Here is a 19,806-nt window from a genome sequence, read left to right as displayed (position 1 = left end):
GGCAGCGAGGGTCTATAAACCTGCAAAGAGTAGAATATACCCGAAGTCGACTGTCCAAATTTGATGAAAGGAGACGGCGCCAGCAAATCAATCAGTCCGCGTCTCGGTCCGGATGGATACGGATGAAAGTGAGAGCGTTACGGGCAGCGATTCAAGGCGCGTTCGGTACATTACGTACCGACCTATTGCTTTCCTAGAGTCTCAATTCAGCTGATGGTCATATCAGCACCTTGTGCGTTGACCAGATGGAAACAGCGCGGCGGTATGGGATCGATCGTACTCTACGAGAGACGAACGCGCGCATCGTAAGTGGCGGTCACTTGCTCGGCATCTTGGCAAAGGGCAGGCTGCGCGGCCCAGCTCAGACCGAGTGATCCACATCCCGCGAAGCGTTGACGAGGAGTCGTCCTGCACAAGTGCCTGCACGTCGTGTGGGAAAAAGGGCATGGCAATGAAGTCATCTCCTCTTCTGCGTTTGTGGCGGGACAAGAGGGGGGCGACCTTCATTGAGTGCGGCCTGGTCGCTGCCGCGATTGCCGTTCCTCTTGTCTTGGCGCTGAATGGTCTTGGTGCCGGCCGGAACGTGGCTTACAGTTCATTACCGTCATCCAACGTGTCGACCGATCAGCTTGATGAGTTGAATCTCGCGCGTGAACCGCACTGATGGGCGACATATTTTCGAGAAGACCCTCGCTGGTTCCTCGGAGCGATGAGGTGACCGAGTAAGAATGCGACGGTGCATGAGGAATTGAGGGATCACGCGACTGATCGTCCTGGTTGCTCTGTCTTCTGCGACGCGATCGATGGTGGTTTCATGCGCATTCGTGACGTTGTCTCCGGCAGCTTCTTGGCACCGACCGCGGCCGGCCTCGTGCTGCTTTGCTCGGGCCTGCTGGTTCTTGCCTTCACGTTGTGAAGACTGCCCATGAAGTCATCCGAGCGCATCGGCCTCAGCCGCCGCCGCCGTTAAGGCCGACGTAGAAGTCGGTCCAATCATAATAAGGAGCATCGGCCGTCGGCCTCGGCTTGCGGTAATTGCAGTAGAGCTCTCCGGACTGTTCGGTGCCGAACTAAGGGCTCATGACAAGAGTGGCGGCCAGGAGTCCTGATGCACCGATCAGTGATATTCGCTTCGTCATATAGAATTCCACAATACGTCCCTCAGAGATCGCTCAGGAGTTGGTGACGTCCTGGCTGGTTTCGCTTCGTCAAACACGCAGGCGCGCCAGTCGCTGGTTGGACAATTGGTCGGCCAGCTACCACCCAACGCCATGAACAGTGTTCTTGCTCGATGGCGACGTCGCGCGCTTGCGGCGCTGGCATTATCTGGTGGCGACAGTTCGCCAGCAGCACGGGCTTGTCGTGCAGCAGCGATTTCGGAATGGCTCCAATAGCATGGTCTTGAGAGTGCCTACCGGAGGATGCCGAGATAACTCGGCATCGATCTCGCCTTTCTCTTCATCTCTCAATTTGGGCAAGGCTGGCACCCAGACCAGTGTCGGGATTGTGGTCGGTCAACCCAACCCAACCGCAGGTCAGTCGTCATCCTTCGCCAGAAGACATCGGTCTTCTTGAACGGTTTCCAGGACTCAATCAATTCGGCATCGGCGAGCGACGTCTGGCGCGTATACCATCCGAGACTAATCGGAGCAGATTAATCGGAGCTGCACAAAAATGGCGTCAGAGCCATATAGCAAACCGAATAACACCACGGTTCACCAAAACTCCCGTCGACCGAGCCAGATGTGGAGCGGAAGCATCAGGGAGAGAGCAAATCCCGCCGTGAGATGGATCCAGCTGATCCAGGGCCGCACCTCCTCCGATCCAAGATAGTACAGCCCAAAGGCGGTCACGATCAGGACGGCATTGAATGCCGCCATGATCGATCCGGAAATGCGATTCTTCCGGCTCCGCCAGGCGCGCAGCAGGTGCACTGGAATCAGCGCGCCCAACAGCAACAACGCCAGCATGGCGGCTCCGCCATGCACCATCAGCATCGTGGCCGCGGCCTGCTGCCAGATCTCGTCGCCGGCGATGTTCTTTTGCCAATCCGCTACGAGCCAGCCAGCACCCGTCAGCAGCAGCACCGCGAACGCCGCGTAAACGGAATAGCGGAATGAGCGCTTAAGCGGCAAGGTGCACCGCCTGAGGCCAGTCGGACGTGACCTGCACCTCCCCATCGACCGAGATCAACAAGGCACTCGCTCCGCAATGCGCGAGCAGATCGCCGGCGCCGGTCCCGGAGATCATGACGACCTTCGTGAGCGCATCGGCGATCATGCATGACGGCGCTCGGACCGTAGCGCCGGCAACGGCACCCGTCGGCTTGCCGGTAGAGGGATCGATGATTGCCGATACACCCGGAGCTGCATCGTCGATCAGGTCAAATCGACGCGCCGTCGATGCCAGCGCCTCATCGGTCAGCTCGATGCGGGCCAGCAAGCGGAGCGGGTCGCGGGGATCGCGCAGGTGGATCGTGCGCGGCCCCTGTCCGAACGCCCGAAGATCGCCGCCGGCATTGACCAGCCCGCCCGAAATATCGAAGCCACGCAACACCTCGACGGCACGATCGACTGCAAAGCCCTTGGCGATCCCACCGAGATCGATCGTGATCGCCGGTGACCGGAAGCGCACCGTTTGTTCAGGCGAAAGCTCGATCGCATCGGTGACGCGCCGTTCCGGCATGATGACCGGATCGCCATCCAGTCCAGGCAGCAGACCCACGGCCTGCAACTCCGGCGCGACGGTGACGTCGAAAACGCCCCCGGAGCGCCGATGCATCTCGACCGCCGCCTCCAGGACCTGGAACGTCCAGGCGTGAACCCGCGTCGCGCGCACGCCGGCGTCTCGATTGAGCCGGCTGACGTCACTGTCGTACTCATGGAAGCTCATCAACCGATGAACCTCGGCAACGGCATCGAATGCGGCGTCAATCGCGGCATCCGTTTCGGGCCCGGCGGCAGCTGCGACCTCGATCTCGACAAAGGTGCCGAGCAGCGGCCGCGCGCGGCGAAGGCTATCGGAGGCGATTGGCATAGGCGGCCAGGATCCTCTTCACGCCCTCGGTGACATGTGTCGACGACAGCGTCGCGCCGGAGATATTCCGGATGTCGCCGTTGATCTTCAATGCGCTGCCGCTGCTCTTGCCGACGAATTGCGCCAGCCAGCTCGGACTTCTGATCTCACCGCCATAGGATTCCCGGTATTCCAGGATTTCGACTTTATGCACTGCCCCGCCTGGTGTCAGCGCCACCGCATAGTCGATGAACAGGTGCTTGCCGATGACCCGGTCGAAGATGAAGAAGCCCGCGACCTTGCCACCGGCTTCAGCCTTCCAGACGCGTCCCGCCTGAACTTCGGTGAACTGCGTCGCTGACGGAAACGCCTGCTTCTGCGCCTCCGCGATCGACAGGTACTGAACGGCATAGGCGGGCGAAGCAACCGACACGAGCGCCACCGCCGGCAACGTATATCGAACCCACGTCATCTTTCACGCGACTCCTGTTGTTTGACGTCTTGCCGGGGCGGCGCGTCGTTGCGACGCGCCGCGCTGATCTCAGAAGAAGAAGCCGACGCCGCCGAGGAACGAATCCGACATCGCGCCGGTGATACTCTTGTCGATGACGTGCTGATAGGTCGCCTTCAGCACGACCTTCGGCGACGGGAACAGTGCGAAGCCGGCGGTATGGAACTGTCGCTGACCGGCACCGGTCGGCAGATTTGCATCCGTGCCGGCAAAGCCACTGGTCTGCAGGTTCTGGTAGGTATAGCGATAGAACGGCACCGCCTCCCACTCGCTGTTCAGGATGGTACCGAGTGGCACGTGATAGGCGACCTCGCCGGAGTAGCCGTACATCGTCTTGCCGACGTTGTTGGTGGGATCTGAATCGTTGTTGGCGCGCAGGTTCTCGGGATGATCGAATTGCGCGCGGACATATTCGCCGCGCAGCTCGAGGCCGGTGTCGGGGACGCGATAGCGGAACTCGGCGTCGAACATCGCCAGGCTCGAGCGGCCGAGGAAATTGCCGAAATCATCATGCGCGCCGCGCGGCGTTGTATTCGGCGAGAAGTAGGCGCTTACGCTCCCGGCGAAGCCGGGCAGGAACGTCGGCGTGACGTCGAGCCGTCCGGAGACGGCCACCGCATTGTTGAGTTGTTGGAAGTCGCCAAGCGGAGGCCTGGAGAACGCGAGCGCGTTCAGGCCATCGATGCCTGCGGCGTAGGGCGTTCCGGGAAGCGGGACGGTCTTGGCCTCGGTACGGTTATCGAAGGAGTCGCCGAAGTCCTCGTTGCTGGTGCTGACCATCACCTGATACTTCAGGTCTTCGCTGATGGTCCCATAGACGCTGCTTGCGGGTACCTTCCAGGTCGATGGAATGAGACCATTGTATAGTTCGGGCCGGTTCACGCTGTAGAACTGCGTCGGCTCGTGGTGCTGGTTGATGTAGCCGATCGGCACGAGATCGATACCGGGCGCGCGCCAGTTGAACTGATCGAGAATCTTGAAATCGACCCAGAGCTGCTCGATCTCGGCGGTGCCGTGCAGCTTGTCGTCATTGTCAAAGCCCGAACCCGCGTGCTCGAACTCGATCTCCGCATTGAAGATGATGTTCGGCGTGATCGCGTAGGTCGGCAGCAGGATGAAGCGTGCCGCATCGAAGCCGTTCTGCCATTGGCCGTTGGCGGCAGGGTTTTGCACGGCACCAAACTTGACTTCGCCATAGGCGCCTATGCTCAGACCAGGGACAGGCGAGTCCGCCAGCCCGAGAATGGGCTTGTCCCCTGTCGCTGGCAGCGGCGGCAGATTCAGCATCGGCTTGGCCGGCGTCGTTGCGGATTGGGCTTCGCCCTTGCCCTTGCCCCCCTTCGTTTCCTGCCTTGCGTCCGTCGCCTCCTTTGCATCAGTGGATGCCGCTGTCGCATTGGCGCTCCGAACCGAAGCCGGACGCGATGGGGACTTGGCGTCGGCTTGCGAGCGGCTCTCCTTCAACTCGGCTTCGAGCGCCTGGATACGCTGCTCCATCTTGTCGAGCTTTTTCAGCAATGCCTCATTCGTGCGATCTTCAGCCGCAAAAGCACCATTGCTGCTGAAGATCGACAGCGCGGTCGCCGCGAGCAGCGCCGCGCGCCTCGAGCTAAGGCCCGGTCTGAATTTCGTTGCGTCCAAGTCCGTGTAATGCCGCGACAGCATGCCCGCTCCCTTTCGAGCCGCGGAACAGAGACCCGCGACAATCGGGCGCACCTAACACCACAGAGAAGTTTTTCGATACGTGTCTGGCAGTCTAAGAGCTAGACAGCGGTTAGAAGTTCTCCACTTTGGAATTAGAATAAGAAAAACATGCCGAGGCCCGGCAGAGTTCGTGGATTTCGCGCGGACGCTCGGCAAAAGCGGCGAAGTCGCTTATCAGGGCAAAAAAACGGACTCTCTGAGAAGCGGTATCAAACCCGGATTTGAAATCGTCTGTCGTATGAGGAGTTCTTAGCAACCTGCTGCGGGACTATCCTAGATGCCGCCGCGGCAGTTTGTGCGTTGGCGGGGGGAGCTATCGGTTGGATGAAGGAAGCGGGCTTCGTCGATATCCGCATTCAGCCGCTTACGGGCGATCAGTCAATGATCGTCGCAATGAAGAGCCGTGGCGGCATTTCGTCTCTTTGAGTCCTTCGGGCGGAAATCGACCAGGGCGAGCTACAATTCATATTCGAAGTCTCAGTTATCCCGGCGGCGCGGGTAGCCGCTTGGCGATTTCTTCGAGCTTGAGATGGATTGCGACCTCTGCCTCATCGGCGGCAATGAGATCGGGCCAGACACCGATTCGGGTCTTCGTGCCGAAGCCGAGCAACTCCCGGACGAAGAACAAGGCGAAGTCGTCGGCCTTCAGCCTCTTGATCTTCCCAGGATCGGTCGCGTCAGGCTGGATCGGCGCGCGGCAGACATGGCGCAGTTTCGTGATGGTCCGCTGACAGGTCAGCTCAAGAGAGCAAGAGATCGTAGTCGCTGTTTAGGCCAGCCAAACAAGGGGCCGCCGCGCCTTTTGAAGCCGGCGGCCGAGTTCGGGTAGGAGCCCCGTAGGGCTTCGTAAAATGCCTCTGTCGCAATTTCAGGTACAAGAGTTTGTTCTCTGCGCGATACATCAAGCGGGCCGTTTAACATCTATTGTATCAGTAGCGCGTCACTTTAGTGCGAAGCGTACGAGCTGGGGGCGCTCGGCTGTGAGCAGAGATTAATTCTCATTGATGGAAAAAATGGCGGACCTCACCCGCGACATCGTCACCGCGCTGAATGGCACGGTCGACATGCCGCCGATCATAAGCTTGAGATACACGTGAGGGTTCTCAAGCTGGAGAAGATCAGCAGCAGCGAATCGCGGCTGAGATTCGCGGGCAAGATGCGCAGGAACGTCGGCGCCGACCCGAAAAGAAATGATGGTGCCGGCATTGCCGAGAACGGCATTCCGGTTAGTCGTGAGGACACCTGACAGAAGTTGCGTGTCGTATCTGTACGATACGGACAATACTATAGTCTCGTTGCCACAACAAATGGGGCGACAAAGGGCCGCGTCCGCACAATAATGCTCTGCGGACGCGTCACCGCCGGCCGTTAGCCTGGGCCGGCTTCATGTTGAGTAAGATCAAAGCGGCACTCCGCGCGAGGGCTAAAAGAGCAACTCCCAGCGTCAAAATGGAGAGTTGATCATGCCAAACGAAACCAAACTACCCGTTACGAAGAAGACCAGCGAAGCCGCGTTTGCTGGCGAGGTATGGTGTCCGTTCGAAACGCTCAGACAGGAAGTCGATCGCTTGTTCGAAGACTTCAGCGAGGATTCTTGGCGGCGGCCGATTCGTTCGCTCGCAGCATTCGACCGAGCATGGCCGAGGAAAGTCGCCGCCACTCCGGCCGTCGACGTCGCCGAAAGCGACATGGCTTACGAGATCACGGCCGAGATGCCTGGAATGGACGAGAAGAATATCGAGGTGAGCCTCGCCAACAGCGGGATCACCATCAAGGGCGAGAAGAAGGAGGAGAAGGAAGAGAAGTCGAAGGACTACTACCTCTCCGAACGTCGCTACGGCTCGTTCGAGCGTTGTCTCTATCTGCCCGACGGCGTCGACACCGACAAGATCGAAGCAACGTTCAAGAACGGCGTGCTGAAAGTGACGCTGCCGAAGACCGCGGAAGCGCAGAAGCCGGCCAAGAAGATCGAGGTTAAGGCGGCAGCGTGAGAGGTTGAATCAGCTCGCGCAGGCCTGGAGCTGTGCTTCGGCTCCGAATATTGACCCCTTTCGGCGTCCAACCTTGACCCCAGCTACACGACCTTTTCAGACACGACCTCAGCCAGTTAGGTGCTGCGGAATGGGGTCAAGGTTGGGCGCCGATCGGGGGTCAAACGAGGCGCTGATTTACAGCCGCCGCCATTGATGCCGACGTAGAAGCCGGTCCAATCAAAGAACGGAACGATGATCGGGGGCTCTTTGGCGGCTTTGGTGTAATACGGGCGCGGGGCGAGGTCTGCGGCTAAGGCCGGAGCGGTCAGCGCGATGAGAGCTACTGTGGCTAGCAGGACGTTCTTCATGCCAGTCGACTCCCCGACAGTTCATCGGGCATGACTGCCAGCGTCCATCCACCCATTCAACGACCTGGCTCGGTAGTTGACCTAAGTGCAAGACGTTGTGGGGCCATCAGCACGCTGAGCGAGCAGGATCATCTGAGACGCCTACCAATTCTGGTAGGAGCCTCGCGGTCCGTTTGTGCCGATACTCAGATAGCGTAAGTCATACCGAGCCGGCTCAATACAAACAGAAAGGCCAACGATGAGAATGGCTTGGGGTGCGTTCGGCATCTTCGCAGTTGGTATCTTTGCGCGTGACGTCTTCGGGGGGGCTGGTAAGGCGGCTTGCGAAATTACCCATCAGGCAGATGCTCGCGAAATTGTTGAGCAGCACCGCGCGGAGCTAAAAGGGAGCCCATCCTCCGCAGTTGGGACCAACGAACCCATTGTGCGATTTGCGTAGGAGGAATTCCACAGTGCAACCGAAGGCCATCAGCTTCAGCGCCTATTGTTGGTCTCGCTCTGGCGCACGCTCAACTGTCCAGCTCAGCTCAATCCGGCTTCTTAACGGTCGACGAAGTAAAGGCGCCAACAACGAGGTTCGCATTGTCATTCGGCACTCCTCTGTGGGTGGCGTTAACAATCCGACCGAGGCAAATGGGCTGGTCTACTACTCTGATAGCAGTCTATTGCTCCCTGAGATCTCCCGGCCTCGGCATCGACAATCCTCATCCCGACGAAACGACGAGCCCCGCCGAAGGCGTCAGCGCGCGAAAGCGACCGGCGCGAGATAGCTATCGCGCGCCCCGGGCTTCTCGACCGGGAAGGGCGGGAAGGGACTGGCGCGATGAAGCAGTTCGAGCGCCTCCCGGTCGAGCACTGTATTGCCTGACGACTTGGATATTTCGCTTGCGATCACTTCGCCCGCACGATTCAGGTCGAACCGCAGCACCGTTGTTCCCGCGGCACCATGCGCTGCCGCCGGGTAACGTTTGAAGCGCTGCAGATGACCGAACACCAGCGCGTTATAGGCCTTCGCGCTCGCCTGTGAGAACTGGCCGACATGCTCGGTCTTCGGCGGCGCGCGTGTCTCGGGCGCGGGCGGCTGTACCTGCGGCTTTGGCTCCTCGATTTGCTTGGGCGTCTCTTGCGGCAGGGTGACCTCGGCCTGTGCTTGTGGCGGTGGTGGCTGTTCGACCTTCTCGACGGGCTGCTCCTGCTTGGGCTGCTCCTTCGGCGTCTCGTCGGCCTGTTGCATGGTCGGGCCGACCGCGATGTCCTGGTTCTGAATTTCAGGCGAACTGGCTTCGACTGGGGCGAGCGTGACGCTGATCGCAGGAATGATGTTGGGCTCGACGGGTCTGCGGGAATACCACAGTGCAATGGCGGCCATGATCGCGGCATGCGCCAGCAGGATTGCCAGCGCCGCCAGCGTCCAACGTGATACGCCGCGATTGTCAGGCAGATGCAGCGCGCGGGCGTTCATGGCTTCGCCGCCGGCGCTTCCAGCCCGACCAGGGCGAGCTTGAGATAGCCGCCGTCGCGCAAGGTATTCATCACCTCCATCAGCTCGCCATAGCTCAGCGACTTGTCGGCGCGGACGAAGATGGTTTCGTCCTTGTGGTTGTTGGTGGCGCTATCCAGCGCACTCGCGAGGGTTTCGCGCGCCACAACGGTTTCGCCGACGGCAATGGTCTGGTCCGGTTTGATCGTGACGAAAACCGGCTTGTCCGGGCGAGGCTGCTCGGGTGCCGTGCTCGCGGGAAGGTTCACGCCGATGTCGACGGTCGCAAGCGGCGCGGCGACCATGAAGATGATGAGCAGCACCAGGATCACGTCAATGAAGGGCGTGACGTTGATCTCATGCTGGATTTCGAGTTCATCGCCGTTCGAACGTGAACCGAGACGGACAGCCATGGCGGTCACTCCGCAGCGCGTGGCAGGACCACATCGCGGCTGCGCTGGCCGCGGCTGATCATAAGTAGGAGCTGCGCTGAGGCGTCACTCAGGAGCGCGCGATAGCCGGCGATCACGCGAGCCAGGTGGTTGTAGATCACGACCGCCGGGATGGCGGCCACAAGCCCGAGCGCGGTGGCGAGCAGCGCCTCGGCAATGCCGGGCGCAACCACCGCCAGGTTCGTGGTATGGGATTCCGAAATGCCGATGAAAGAGTTCATGATGCCCCAAACCGTGCCGAACAGGCCGACAAAGGGGGCGGTCGCGCCGATGGTGGCAAGAATGCCAATGCCGCGCGAAATCTCTCGCGTCATCGCTGCTTCCACACGTTCCAGCCGAAGCGCGACACGCTCCTTGAAGCCGTCGTCAACGATACCGTCGGACAGTTCCGCCTCGCGCGCCGTCGAGAGGATCAGCTGCGCGACAGCATCGCGGTCGCCATTGCATTCATGGGCCGCCTCCGTGAGGCTGCCACCTTGCTCCAGCATCCTCACCCGCCGCAGCGCATGACCCCTGCCGACGCGCAGCTCGATGGTCTTGGCAAGCCAGACCGTCCAGGTCACGAGCGAGGCGAAGGCGAGCCCGATCATGACGGCCTTCACGACGATATCGGCGTTGAGGAACATTCCCCACGGCGACAAATTGCGCGGCAACAGGGAATCCGGAACTTGGGCGAACGCAGGCTGCAAGTGGATCGCGAGGGCCGCAAGAATGAGGCCACTCGGCAGCAGCCGGAGCCAAATTCTGCGCTGAGGCTTTTTTTCGCTAGCTTTCATCTCGTTCTTTCTCGTCTCAATCGGCCCCCACTTGTGCCCCATACCTGTGGGCCTGCTCGCGCGCTAACCAGTCGCTAAAGCAATCCCTCAAGGTGATAATTCACGCCGGCTTTGACTTGGTTGACCTCGGTCTTGACGGTCACGCTGGTGCCGAACGGATTGACGAAATCCAGGTCTTTGCTGCCGAAGGCGAGATGGTCGTACTCGAGCTTCGCCGACCAGTGTGATCCCAGCATGTATTCTAGGCCGCCGCCAGCGATCCATCCGGGCCGGGTGGTGTTGGTCAAGGAGACACCGTCGAGCCCGCTGTTCACCTCCATGCGATAATCGGCATTCATCCACGCGGCGCCGCCCTTCGCATAAAGCATCAGCGGCCCGGTGACATAACCGAACCTGCCGGTGAGGGTGTCATACCAGTTGTGGTCGCTGGTGACCGAGAGCGATGCCGTGCCGGTGGGATCGACGAAATTGGCTTTACCCTGAGCTGACGTCCAGGCGAGTTCGCCTTCGATCCCGAGCAGCCAGTTCGGCGCAACGAGAAGATTGTAGCCGGCCTGCAAGCCACCGAGCGCTCCCGCCGGATTGGTCCTGTCGGTGCCGATCGGCGTGAGTACGTGCTCGCCCGCGCTGAACGCGCCGCCGAAATTTGCGCCGATATAGGGTCCGGCCCAATGGTAAGCTATCGTGGCTGGAGCCTTGCTGTAGAAGGCTGGCAAGACACCCGCAGTTTTCTCCGGAGCCCCGAGCTTTTGCGATATGCCAAAATAGTATCCGCGCCGCGGTCCGTATTGAGACGCGAACACTCCGATGCCGCTGCCGTTGCGGATCTGGTAGATGTAGTCGGTCACGTTGACCACGTCGAACCGCACCGTTACCGGCAGTCCGTTCCAGCCATTGGCGAACTCATGCGATACGCCGGTATTGACCTGCCAATAGGATGGCAGGTGGTCGCAGTTCGGGCACACCACCCCATCTGGGCTGGTACGCAAGCCGCTGCCATAGATAAAACTTGCACTCGCGGTGGTGCCGTCCAACCAGGTGCTGGTGTCGGTCCAACGGTATGCGACCCTTCCCGAACCCGTATAGGTTTGATCATGGTCGGTGTGGATCCAGTGGTTCTGGATGTAGACCAGGTCGTCCGGAGAAAACAGGGTCTGGTTTGAAACAACGGTGTGTGCGTGCTGGACGCCCCAGGCCCAACTGGTGTCAGCGGAGAAGCCGCCGTACCTGAACCTAAGTTTCAATTCGGCGCCGTAATTCTCGGCTCTGTCGTAGTTGAACGCGGTCAGCACATAGGCTTGGCCGAACTGCCCATCATCAAGCAGATCCCTGGCGGTCTTGTAGTAGATGCTGCCGCCAATCTCGAGGCTCGGACAATTTGCTGCTGGGGCAGGTGCTTTGCCGGGTATTGAGCTTGAGGTCGTCGGACATTGCGGCAGCAGTTGCTGCGTGAAACCGGCGTCGTACACGTTCGCACGCTCGGGTTGGATCGCGCCGACATTCTGGAGAGGCTGGCCTGCCACTTGGCCGGGCAGCACGGCCGCCTGATCGGGGGTGATTGTCGGAGTCCCGGCGGTGGTGCCGTTGAAGATCTGCGTTGGAATCGTTCGGCCAAGCACCTGTTGGGGCGGTTCGAACGTTCGCATGTAGCCGACGTGCAGGACGGTCGACCACCATGGCTTGTAAGTGAGGCTTGCGCGCGGACTGAATTGGTTGGCGTCGACGTATTGATAGATCTGATCGAACCGCAGACCGTAATTGAGCGTGAGTTGTTGGGTCAGCCGCCACTCGTCCTGGGCATAAGCCCCAAGCTGCCAGCCAAATAATTTGCTGCTGTCGAGAATGTTGAAGGGTCTGTCGATCGCGGTCAGGCCGCTCGGATCGGCCGGGTCGAGCGGCTCAACGGTGCTTACGGTTGCGATGCTGGACTGCTCGCCGTTGGTGTAGAAGCCGGCCCGAACCGTGTGCGCATCGTTCACGCGGTACGAGAAATCGCCTGAGATGCCGTTGAGAAACGAGCTGCGGTACACATCGGATGCGACGTTGTTAATGAAGAGATCGCCCACCGGGTCGGGAACAAAATGAAGATCGCTGTAACGCGAATAATAGGCGAGCTGCGCATCGAAATTGCCTTCGGATTTCTGCCAGGCAATGACGTTGTAGGCGTTCTTCTCATATTGATTTTGATTGATGGTGGCCGAATCGAACGCGCTCTTGCCGAACGCCGTATAGGCGGGCGCATTTGGGTTGGGGGTCCCATCCGGGTTGAGGCAGGGGTTTGCCGGGTCGAACGGTCCACCGCAGAAGCCGCCCGCGTTGCCCGCCTGCCCGGGATTGTTCGGAATCTGGTAGCGGGTCTCGCCGAACCCTGAAATCGTGACCACCCGCGTCGTCGGATCGTCGAGCACCGTGGATGTATAGGCGAAGAACCGACCCTGTTCGGAATGATCGTGAATGGCGTTGAGGGTAGCGATGGGATTCTCAAGGCCGAGCCCGGTGCTCAAATAGCGGCCGGTGACGTAATAGTCGGTTTTGCCCTCGACCCCGCCATATTCGAAGCTGGGCGTGATGGTCTGCCGGCTGCCGCCGTAAATGCTGACGCTGCCGCCGGACAGCGCCGCTCCGCTCTTGGTCGTGATGTCGAGGACGCCGGCCGTGCGCAGGCCATATTGCGCCGGCAGCGCGCCAGTGAGCAGCCCTATGCTGCCGATGAAAGACGTCTCCAGAAGCTGCGAGAAGCCGGACACGCCATCGGGCAACAGAATCCCGTTGATCCGGTACTGAACGTTGGCGTGCTCGTTGCGAACGTGAAAATCGCCAGAGCTCGTCGAATCTTGATAGACGCCCGGAAATTGCAGCACGATATCGCTGAGCTGGGCGGCATTGCCCTGCGGCAGGCTCTCGATATCCCTCTGGCTAAGTTGATAGTTTGTCGTGCCAACCTTGGGCATGATGACGTTGTCGCGCCGCTGGTCGAAATTCTGGGTCTGCTGGACGACCTGGCGATTCGCCGCAGCCTGGGCCTGCTCCGCGCTTGGCACGGGCGCCGCTGTCGACGGCGGATTGCGCACAACCTGCCGTGGCGGGGGCGTTTGCGGCCGCCGCCGCTCGGCCGGCGCCGCGACCCGGGTCTCGGGCAGGACGTTGGCGCCCGGAGGCGCGGCCTGCACGGCCGGCGTGGATTGCGGGGTCGGCGAATTGGCCGGTGACGGCTGCGGCGAAGGCTGGGCGGACGGGGAGGCACTCGGCTCCGGCGTCGAGGTCGTTCCCTGCGGGGCCGGGCCTGTGGGGGCTTGGGCGAGCGCGGCTGCACCCGATGCCACCACGAGCGTGAGCGACGATGCCGACAGCAAAATGCCGCGGAAGGTACGAAGGAGAAACGGAGAGCCCATGAAAAATGTTTCCTGACTGAACGCCTGCCCGCGACGCAAAAGCGTCGTGGTACGGAAGGAGCTTCGGCCCTGACTTGCGGCGCGCCCATGGCGCGGCACAGCGGCGGATCGAAGCGATGTCAGGAAATCGGAGGTCCGCGTGATTCAAACGCAGCTCGCGGCGGCTGCAGCACGAAGCGGAAATGATCCACCGGATGATCGATCATTGCCTCGGCAAATTCCACGTGCAGCGCTGGCGGAGTTGGCGCTACGCCGTTGCCCATGACAGCTGTGGCCATGCAGATCGGACAGAGATAGTCGGGATGGCTGTCTGACGGTTGGTGATGATTCTGATCACCATCGGCGCCAGCTATCGCGGCAACCAGAACACTGGTCTGGTCGGGTGCCTTCGCGCTGAGACCGTGAACGTGTCCAAAAGCCAGCGCAAGGTTGATGACAAGCGCTGTCAGCGCAAGCCATGAACTACGCCTGATGTGTTTCCGAAACCAGCGCATCTGAAAAAGCAATTGCCCTTCGCTCGCTCGAGCTAATCTTATCCAAGCTTGTCCTAACATCAAAGGGACGAAAATTGGCCTCGCGTTCGAGATCGACCAGCCGTCCGGCGAATACCCGGGTTATTCGACGGGGCCCTGATGATCGTCTCCACGGCCGCCTGGAGCGTTTCACGTTTTGATAGAAGCATGTCCCGCGTTTTCGAAGTCGTTACTGCATTCGTTGGACTGGATGGTTGTGATGAGGCCGCCGATATGGCGGCAAATGTCGTCGACCGTGCGCTTCTAGCGCGGAGCGCATCCATCGCTTGATCTTGGCGAAGTTCTGTTCGATCCGCGTGTCTGCTCTCAGCCTCCAGAACGGTTACTGCCAAGCCAAGGTCTTTCCCTTTGCGTCTCTTTCCAATACATGTAATGTTATAACATTGCAATGCGTTTCGCGGCGGCGTTTCGCATCATGTTGCTGTGCGTTCTGCCCGCGAAGCGCGAAAGGAAAATGGCCCCATGCCCGATGCTGCACCCCGGCTTCCCGTCACCGTTCTGACCGGTTATCTCGGCTCCGGGAAGACGACGCTGCTCAACCGCATCCTCTCCGAGGCGCACGGCAGGCGGTATGCCGTGATCGTAAACGAGTTCGGAGAGGTCGGTATCGACAACGATCTCATCGTCGACGCCGACGAAGAGATTTTCGAAATGAACAACGGTTGTATTTGCTGCACGGTCCGCGGCGACCTCATCCGGATCATCGCAGGGCTGATGCGGCGCAGCCGAGCCTTCGACGGCATTGTCGTCGAGACGACAGGGCTCGCAGATCCGGTGCCGGTGGCGCAAACGTTCTTTGTCGACGAGGACGTCCGCCGCAAGACGAAGCTCGACGCCATCATCACTGTCGCGGACGCCAGGCATCTCCTTGAACAGATCGACCGCGCACCGGAAGCGCAGGAGCAACTCGCGTTCGCCGACGTCGTTCTCGTCAACAAGGTTGATCTTCTCGATGCGGACGGGCTCGCAATAATCGAACGTCGTATCCGAAACATCAACCCATATGCAAAGATTCACAGAACGGAGCGCTGTGCTATCGATCTCGCCCAGATACTGGGGCAAGACGCCTTCAATCTCGAGCGCATCCTCGAAGTCGAGCCCGGATTCCTCACCGAAGAACACGAGCACGAACACGACGACGGGATCGGCAGCCTGTCCCTGGTCGCCGATCGACCGATGAAGCCCGGCAGGTTCGTGTCCTGGATTCAGGATGTCACACAGCGCTTTGGTCCGGACATCCTTCGCATGAAGGGCATCGCATCGATCGAGGATGACGATCGGCAATTTGTCGTTCAGAGCGTGCACATGCTCATTGAAGGCGGAAGTCGGCGTCCCTGGAAGGACCAGGAGGCGCGCCAGACACGGCTCGTTTTCATCGGGCGCGACCTGCCAAAGGAACTGCTAAGGCAAGGCTTTGAGGCGTGCTGCGCCTAAAGGGGAGCGAAAATGACCGAGATCGCAGGATTCGTTCCGAAATCCGAGCTCGAGCGGCTTCGCCTCATTCGCGAAGCTCGCGCGATATATGACAGCATCTTTCCATCGACCGATGCGGTCGGTGACCGACCGCATGACCGGGCGGGCAAAGGCGATGCAACCGGACTGAAAGAACCCGCTCCCTCGAAAGGAAACGTTCGAATGACGGGGAGCTTATAGCACTTCGATCCGCCATATTTTCCTCGTCCATGAACCAGAAGTTCGCAACATCGCGTCGTGTTCTGGCTGGGCATTGTATCGGCAGAAGCGCTCGATGGAAGCCAGGACGTCATCGGCGGATTTGGTCCATCGGAATGGTTTGGGATTGGCGTTGTGCCGTTCGATGAACGAGGCGATGTCCGCCCTGAGGGCGGCCACGCTGCGATAGATGCCGCGCCTGATCTTCTAGTCGGTGAGGAGCGCGAAGAAGCGCTCGACCTCGTTGAGCCATGACGAACTGGTCGGGGGAGCACGTGCCAACGCGGCCGCTTTAAGATCGTCCCTCATGCGAGGCCAAGCAGTGCTCTATCCATTCTCACCAGCACGCTCCAAGCTGGTTCAGCTCACATTGAGCGCGTAACTGCCACGGAGGAGACCGGCCACGTCGCTCCCCGATCATTTCCGACCTACGGGCCTTTCTCGGAGGCCAACTGATGGATTGAATCAGACAACCAACGCGTCTCAAAAAATGAGCCTTGGCGAGTTTGCTTAGCTCACCGGCTCCTTAGCTGAGACTGCGGACTGAGCCGAAGCATAGGCGCTTGAGACAAGCCTGTAACAACAACATGCCTTTTGCTTGAGGCCCTTGCGCTCATCGATCTGCAAGACACCACGCGTCTTGCGAATGAGCCCTTGTTCTTCGAATCGGGCGAGCGTCTCGGTTACTCCGGCGCGGCGCAATCCCAGGACCGAGGAAAGGTAATCATGGGTAACGGGCAGCACGCGAGCGTCAGCGGCATCACTCGCCAGACACAGCCAGCTGGCGAGCCGCTGTTCGCGATCGCGCCGAACTCCACACAATCCTGTCATAGCGCAATGCAACTGCAGCGCTTGAACGTACAGAAAAAGATGTTCGCGGATCTTTGGGCGCTCGTTGATCACCCGGCGCAACTCCTCGACACGGATCCTGTGCGCGCTTCCAGGAAAGAGCACAACAGCTTGATGCGTCGAAAGGTGTCCGCTTCGTACAGAGTGACGAACATATGTGTGCTTCGGCTCCGAATATTGACCCCTCCTTTCGGCGTCTAACCTTGACCCCAGCTACACAATCTTTGCGGTCGACCACCATGATGCGGTCACCCGTTCCGAGATGCCAGACGGGAAAGCGCGTTCGACCATAATGCTCGCGCATCATCATCGGGGACATTGGGGACACTCCAGCGCCTAGCGGCGAACGACACTGCCGCGAACGCCAGTGACTGCCGGTCCACCGCGCGGGAGACGTGATGCCTTTTCGGCGGCCCGCTTGCCGGCGAGAGCCGTTTCCATCGGCCACACCTTGCGTGCGCCTTCGGGCTCGGCCTTGTGAGCCGCTAGCGCTGCCGTTGCCGTCTGCGCGGCGGCCTGCTTCTGGAGGCGTGAGAGGGGATGTGCCTTGAACCAAATTTCTACGTCGCCACACCACACCCGACGCTTGCCGTTGATGTCGTGCACCGGGAGAGAACCGTCTTCGATGCCCTGCTTATGGGCAGCCTTGAGCGGCAATCGGAGAACCCGACAATTGATCTTGTCGGTCGCATCGCCGATGCGCTCGGCGTTCCTCCGTCTGAGTTGTTTGTTCTACCGGCCAAGGGCGCGAAGGCTCCGCAGACCCTGTCCAGAAATCGTAAGCCGGCGCACGGCTGAGCGCGACAGGTCGGCCGGCCGCCACTCCGTAGCACTCCGGGAGCCTCTTCCCTCCGCACCATACGTTGGGCTAGGCTCACAACCTCAAAGGGAGCGGCCGAAGTGACGAGGAAGAAACGGGTCAGCGTTGTAGAGGAGCCGGCGATCCTTGCACGACTTCGTCGCGTCGAAGAGTGGCGTAGGGCGCGGCTGCAACGGCTGCTAGGGCAAAGCCCTCGGGCTCGCGAGCAAGCCATCCGTGCAGGCCGGCTCTATCTCGAAGTCAGCACGCGCCGCATGGCCATAGAGCGCGGTCTGATCGAGCGCTAGGCCGGTGTTTCTCAAATCCATCCGATACGCTTGGTCGATCCGGCGCGAGCTTTTCAGCTACGCATGGCAGGGCTCATGGAATTTGGCGGCCGGGTTGTCCGCATTCTTTGGGGTTGTGATCCTCTGGCTTGTGCTCTTACTAACCGGCCGCAGTGATGTCGTGTTGCCCACGACGTTGCCGGGCCAAATCGAGTTTTTCGCGGTCACGACGGTGCTGCTCTGGATCGTGATCTTTCTGGCGCGGCTGCTATTGGCACCAATGGTGCTTCTGATCGCCGACCGCGCAGAGCTACGTGCGCTCCGTCTCCGCCTCCGACCGGCCCTTGAATTGATCTTCGATCACAATGACGCCGAATACGTTCGGCCAATTCCTAGCCTCTATTCAGCGAGAGGGGAATTCTTCTGGATAGGCGTCCGCAACGCCGGAGGGCAGACGTTGGATGATGTCACTATCAGGGCGCTCGATAGCTGGTTCACTCAGGAAGCCATTGCCACGGCGATGGGGCGGCGACAGCGGAGCAACAGCCCAGTCGAGGTCAGTCGCTGGCCCGCGTTGCATCCGGGCGCACGTGAGATCGTGCAGGTCTTCGGGCTCGGCTACGACAGCGCGTCGAGCAATCCAGATTATATTTTCAACACGATGCAGCGCTTTACTCTGGAGGTGACTGCGCGGGACACTCCGACCGTTCGGCGTGTCTTTCTCTACGATCCAAAGGCGCGTCCTATGTTTCGCATGCTATCCGAGACCGAGAGCGACCAACCTACCCGTTCGGGTGCCTTGCAGAGCCCCTAAGTGCATCTCGCTGTGCTTGGGCGAAGGTTCTTTCTAGCAGCGGTTTCGCTGCCTCTCCGAAGCGACCGATGGCGCGCTTCTGAAACGTCTGGAAGGCTTTAAGTGGTTCCTCGTTTTTGAGGCAGTCCGAGGCCAGGTTTTGAAGCCCACGTTCGAGATCATCCATTGTCACTTTGGGTCATCCCTTCACGTCGTGTGATCCGGCCTCGCCGCGCGCGTAGGCGTGCGCTTCATCGCGCCTACGATGGGTCTCCGTCGAGATCGTATCGTCTGGCAAGCTCCCGCGCGAATATGAAGGCGTCTCCCGGAGCCATATCGGGCCCATCGCAGACAAAGCCCGCGTTCCAGTTTGAGGAGCCGGGCCCAGTTGCAAACGATCGGGTGATAGCCACGGTCTTGATGTGGCTCCAGCCCGGATGTTTGGCGACCTCATCCATGAGCAGCGAGCGGAGTTCGTCGGCTGTCTTCTTTTCCCGCATGGCCTTCCTTGCTGCGCTCGCGGTGCTAGTTCACGCTCGGCCAGCCATCCCGCAACAGATGCCGGTAGCCTTTGTTAGCCATCCACATGGCGCGGGCGAGATGCGTCTCATAGATGCGGCGAGCGCGCTGCGGCTCGTGTCTAGGGTCGATACCCATGACGATCTCGACGACCTCGCGCCAGTCCGCACCCTCGGCATTCGCGTCTAGCAGGCGCAGGTAGGTGACGGCGTGCTCTCGGTCATAAGGCGTCAAGCCATCAACGGTCGGGGCCGTATCGAGTGACGGCTTTTGCATTGTGCAACTCTCCCCAAGGCGAACTCAAAGCCGCCGCACCGGTCTACAGGCGCGACGGCCTCTGATGAAAGCCTATCTGACGTTCAAGCGTGCGAGCTTCTCGACGGCTTCGGCTCGCGCGCTGGCGGCATCCGAGGCCACAACGGTCATGGCAAGCGACACATCGGCGAAATCATAGTCCACCTGCCACAGGTTCAAAGACACAGGAAAGACGCCTGTAATCTGAGGACGCATTCTGCGGTTCTCCCAATTCAATGGTCAGCCCCGCAGCTAATGATGGGTGTTAAGGCGAGCTTCACAACCCTGAATTCAGGCCCGGATTTCCAGCGCTCAAAATTTTTCTACTCAATTTCGTTTTAGGTCGCCCAAGCACAAAGAGTGTGGAAGCAAGGGGGCATAGCGGTTTTG

At 60.2% G+C, this 19,806-nt stretch carries 21 protein-coding genes and 1 pseudogene; 8 read left to right on the top strand and 14 right to left on the bottom strand.

Going from position 1 to position 19,806, the window contains the following annotated elements; translation table 11 throughout:
• Positions 1-445 precede the first annotated feature (445 nt).
• Complete coding sequence (locus P6U30_RS27600) at positions 446-664, top strand: Flp family type IVb pilin (protein ID WP_407166004.1); 219 nt, start codon at positions 446-448, stop codon at positions 662-664.
• A 1,051-nt stretch (positions 665-1,715) separates the two neighbouring features.
• Here the strand turns inward: P6U30_RS27600 and P6U30_RS27595 are convergent.
• The 4 genes from P6U30_RS27595 to P6U30_RS27580 all read right to left on the bottom strand — a co-directional run bounded on the left by P6U30_RS27595 (position 1,716) and on the right by P6U30_RS27580 (position 5,191).
• The gene (locus P6U30_RS27595; protein WP_407166003.1) at positions 1,716-2,087 is read right to left on the bottom strand and encodes a hypothetical protein; all 372 of its coding nucleotides are present in this window, start codon (positions 2,085-2,087) and stop codon (positions 1,716-1,718) included.
• A gap of 37 nt (positions 2,088-2,124) precedes the next feature.
• Positions 2,125-3,036: an FAD:protein FMN transferase gene (locus tag P6U30_RS27590; protein ID WP_407166002.1), complete on the bottom strand. Its 912-nt coding sequence runs from the start codon at positions 3,034-3,036 to the stop codon at positions 2,125-2,127.
• A complete protein-coding gene (locus P6U30_RS27585) occupies positions 3,017-3,487 on the bottom strand; it encodes an FMN-binding protein (RefSeq protein ID WP_407166001.1) in 471 nt (156 codons plus the stop codon). Before P6U30_RS27585 ends, P6U30_RS27590 begins: the two co-directional genes overlap by 20 nt.
• Positions 3,488-3,556: 69 nt before the next feature.
• Complete coding sequence (locus P6U30_RS27580; protein ID WP_407166000.1) at positions 3,557-5,191, bottom strand: hypothetical protein; 1,635 nt, start codon at positions 5,189-5,191, stop codon at positions 3,557-3,559.
• 568 nt (positions 5,192-5,759) lie between these two features.
• Here P6U30_RS27580 and P6U30_RS27575 point away from each other — a divergent pair.
• The 3 genes from P6U30_RS27575 (at position 5,760) to P6U30_RS27565 (ending at position 7,221) form a co-directional block, all read left to right on the top strand.
• Positions 5,760-6,059 carry a hypothetical protein gene (locus tag P6U30_RS27575; protein WP_407165999.1) on the top strand — a complete coding sequence of 100 codons (300 nt, stop codon included), beginning with the start codon at positions 5,760-5,762 and terminating at the stop codon, positions 6,057-6,059.
• A 264-nt stretch (positions 6,060-6,323) separates the two neighbouring features.
• Complete coding sequence (locus P6U30_RS27570) at positions 6,324-6,476, top strand: hypothetical protein (protein WP_407165998.1); 153 nt, start codon at positions 6,324-6,326, stop codon at positions 6,474-6,476.
• Between the two features lie 217 nt (positions 6,477-6,693).
• Positions 6,694-7,221: an Hsp20/alpha crystallin family protein gene (locus P6U30_RS27565; protein ID WP_407165997.1), complete on the top strand. Its 528-nt coding sequence runs from the start codon at positions 6,694-6,696 to the stop codon at positions 7,219-7,221.
• A gap of 116 nt (positions 7,222-7,337) precedes the next feature.
• Here the strand turns inward: P6U30_RS27565 and P6U30_RS27560 are convergent, their stop codons facing one another.
• The 6 genes from P6U30_RS27560 to P6U30_RS27535 all read right to left on the bottom strand — a co-directional run bounded on the left by P6U30_RS27560 (position 7,338) and on the right by P6U30_RS27535 (position 14,177).
• Complete coding sequence (locus tag P6U30_RS27560) at positions 7,338-7,571, bottom strand: hypothetical protein (protein WP_407170675.1); 234 nt, start codon at positions 7,569-7,571, stop codon at positions 7,338-7,340.
• A 739-nt stretch (positions 7,572-8,310) separates the two neighbouring features.
• Positions 8,311-9,033: a TonB family protein gene (locus P6U30_RS27555; protein ID WP_407165996.1), complete on the bottom strand. Its 723-nt coding sequence runs from the start codon at positions 9,031-9,033 to the stop codon at positions 8,311-8,313.
• Positions 9,030-9,464: a TonB system transport protein ExbD gene (gene exbD, locus P6U30_RS27550; RefSeq protein WP_407165995.1), complete on the bottom strand. Its 435-nt coding sequence runs from the start codon at positions 9,462-9,464 to the stop codon at positions 9,030-9,032. The genes P6U30_RS27555 and exbD overlap by 4 nt, the downstream gene beginning before the upstream one ends.
• Before the next feature lie 5 nt (positions 9,465-9,469).
• Positions 9,470-10,279, bottom strand: coding sequence for a tonB-system energizer ExbB (gene exbB / locus P6U30_RS27545; RefSeq protein ID WP_407165994.1), 810 nt, complete (start codon positions 10,277-10,279; stop codon positions 9,470-9,472).
• Between the two features lie 74 nt (positions 10,280-10,353).
• On the bottom strand, positions 10,354-13,671 hold the full coding sequence (locus P6U30_RS27540; protein ID WP_407165993.1) for a TonB-dependent receptor domain-containing protein: 3,318 nt from the start codon (positions 13,669-13,671) through the stop codon (positions 10,354-10,356).
• Positions 13,672-13,790: 119 nt separating this feature from the next.
• Complete coding sequence (locus P6U30_RS27535) at positions 13,791-14,177, bottom strand: DUF2946 family protein (protein ID WP_407165992.1); 387 nt, start codon at positions 14,175-14,177, stop codon at positions 13,791-13,793.
• 489 nt (positions 14,178-14,666) lie between these two features.
• Here P6U30_RS27535 and P6U30_RS27530 point away from each other — a divergent pair, with 489 nt between their 5' ends.
• Together P6U30_RS27530 and P6U30_RS27525 are read left to right on the top strand one after the other, a co-directional pair.
• Positions 14,667-15,638: a CobW family GTP-binding protein gene (locus P6U30_RS27530; RefSeq protein ID WP_407165991.1), complete on the top strand. Its 972-nt coding sequence runs from the start codon at positions 14,667-14,669 to the stop codon at positions 15,636-15,638.
• Between the two features lie 12 nt (positions 15,639-15,650).
• Positions 15,651-15,857 carry a hypothetical protein gene (locus P6U30_RS27525; protein ID WP_407165990.1) on the top strand — a complete coding sequence of 69 codons (207 nt, stop codon included), beginning with the start codon at positions 15,651-15,653 and terminating at the stop codon, positions 15,855-15,857.
• On the opposite strand, the pseudogene P6U30_RS27520 reads toward P6U30_RS27525, so the two are convergent.
• Both P6U30_RS27520 and P6U30_RS27515 read right to left on the bottom strand, forming a co-directional pair.
• Positions 15,852-16,142, bottom strand: a pseudogene (locus P6U30_RS27520) (hypothetical protein); the annotation flags it as partial. The gene P6U30_RS27525 and the pseudogene P6U30_RS27520 sit on opposite strands and share 6 nt — an antisense overlap.
• 243 nt (positions 16,143-16,385) lie before the next feature.
• The gene (locus P6U30_RS27515) at positions 16,386-16,778 is read right to left on the bottom strand and encodes a Crp/Fnr family transcriptional regulator (RefSeq protein ID WP_407165989.1); all 393 of its coding nucleotides are present in this window, start codon (positions 16,776-16,778) and stop codon (positions 16,386-16,388) included.
• Between the two features lie 486 nt (positions 16,779-17,264).
• Between P6U30_RS27515 and P6U30_RS27510 the strand changes: the two genes are divergently transcribed.
• Positions 17,265-17,522, top strand: a complete 258-nt coding sequence (locus tag P6U30_RS27510; RefSeq protein WP_407165988.1) for a helix-turn-helix domain-containing protein — start codon at positions 17,265-17,267, stop codon at positions 17,520-17,522.
• 313 nt (positions 17,523-17,835) lie between these two features.
• Positions 17,836-18,624 carry a hypothetical protein gene (locus tag P6U30_RS27505; RefSeq protein WP_407165987.1) on the top strand — a complete coding sequence of 263 codons (789 nt, stop codon included), beginning with the start codon at positions 17,836-17,838 and terminating at the stop codon, positions 18,622-18,624.
• 504 nt (positions 18,625-19,128) lie between these two features.
• On the opposite strand, the gene P6U30_RS27500 is transcribed toward P6U30_RS27505, so the two are convergent.
• Both P6U30_RS27500 and P6U30_RS27495 read right to left on the bottom strand, forming a co-directional pair.
• Positions 19,129-19,398, bottom strand: coding sequence for a DNA -binding domain-containing protein (locus P6U30_RS27500; RefSeq protein ID WP_407165986.1), 270 nt, complete (start codon positions 19,396-19,398; stop codon positions 19,129-19,131).
• A gap of 72 nt (positions 19,399-19,470) precedes the next feature.
• The gene (locus P6U30_RS27495; protein WP_407165985.1) at positions 19,471-19,632 is read right to left on the bottom strand and encodes a hypothetical protein; all 162 of its coding nucleotides are present in this window, start codon (positions 19,630-19,632) and stop codon (positions 19,471-19,473) included.
• Between the last annotated feature and the right edge of the window lie 174 nt (positions 19,633-19,806).

The organism is Bradyrhizobium sp. ORS 111 (assembly GCF_045571485.1).
Classification (GTDB): domain Bacteria; phylum Pseudomonadota; class Alphaproteobacteria; order Rhizobiales; family Xanthobacteraceae; genus Bradyrhizobium.
Note: the sequence above shows the minus strand (reverse complement) of the source record. Positions and strands in the feature narration are given on the sequence as shown.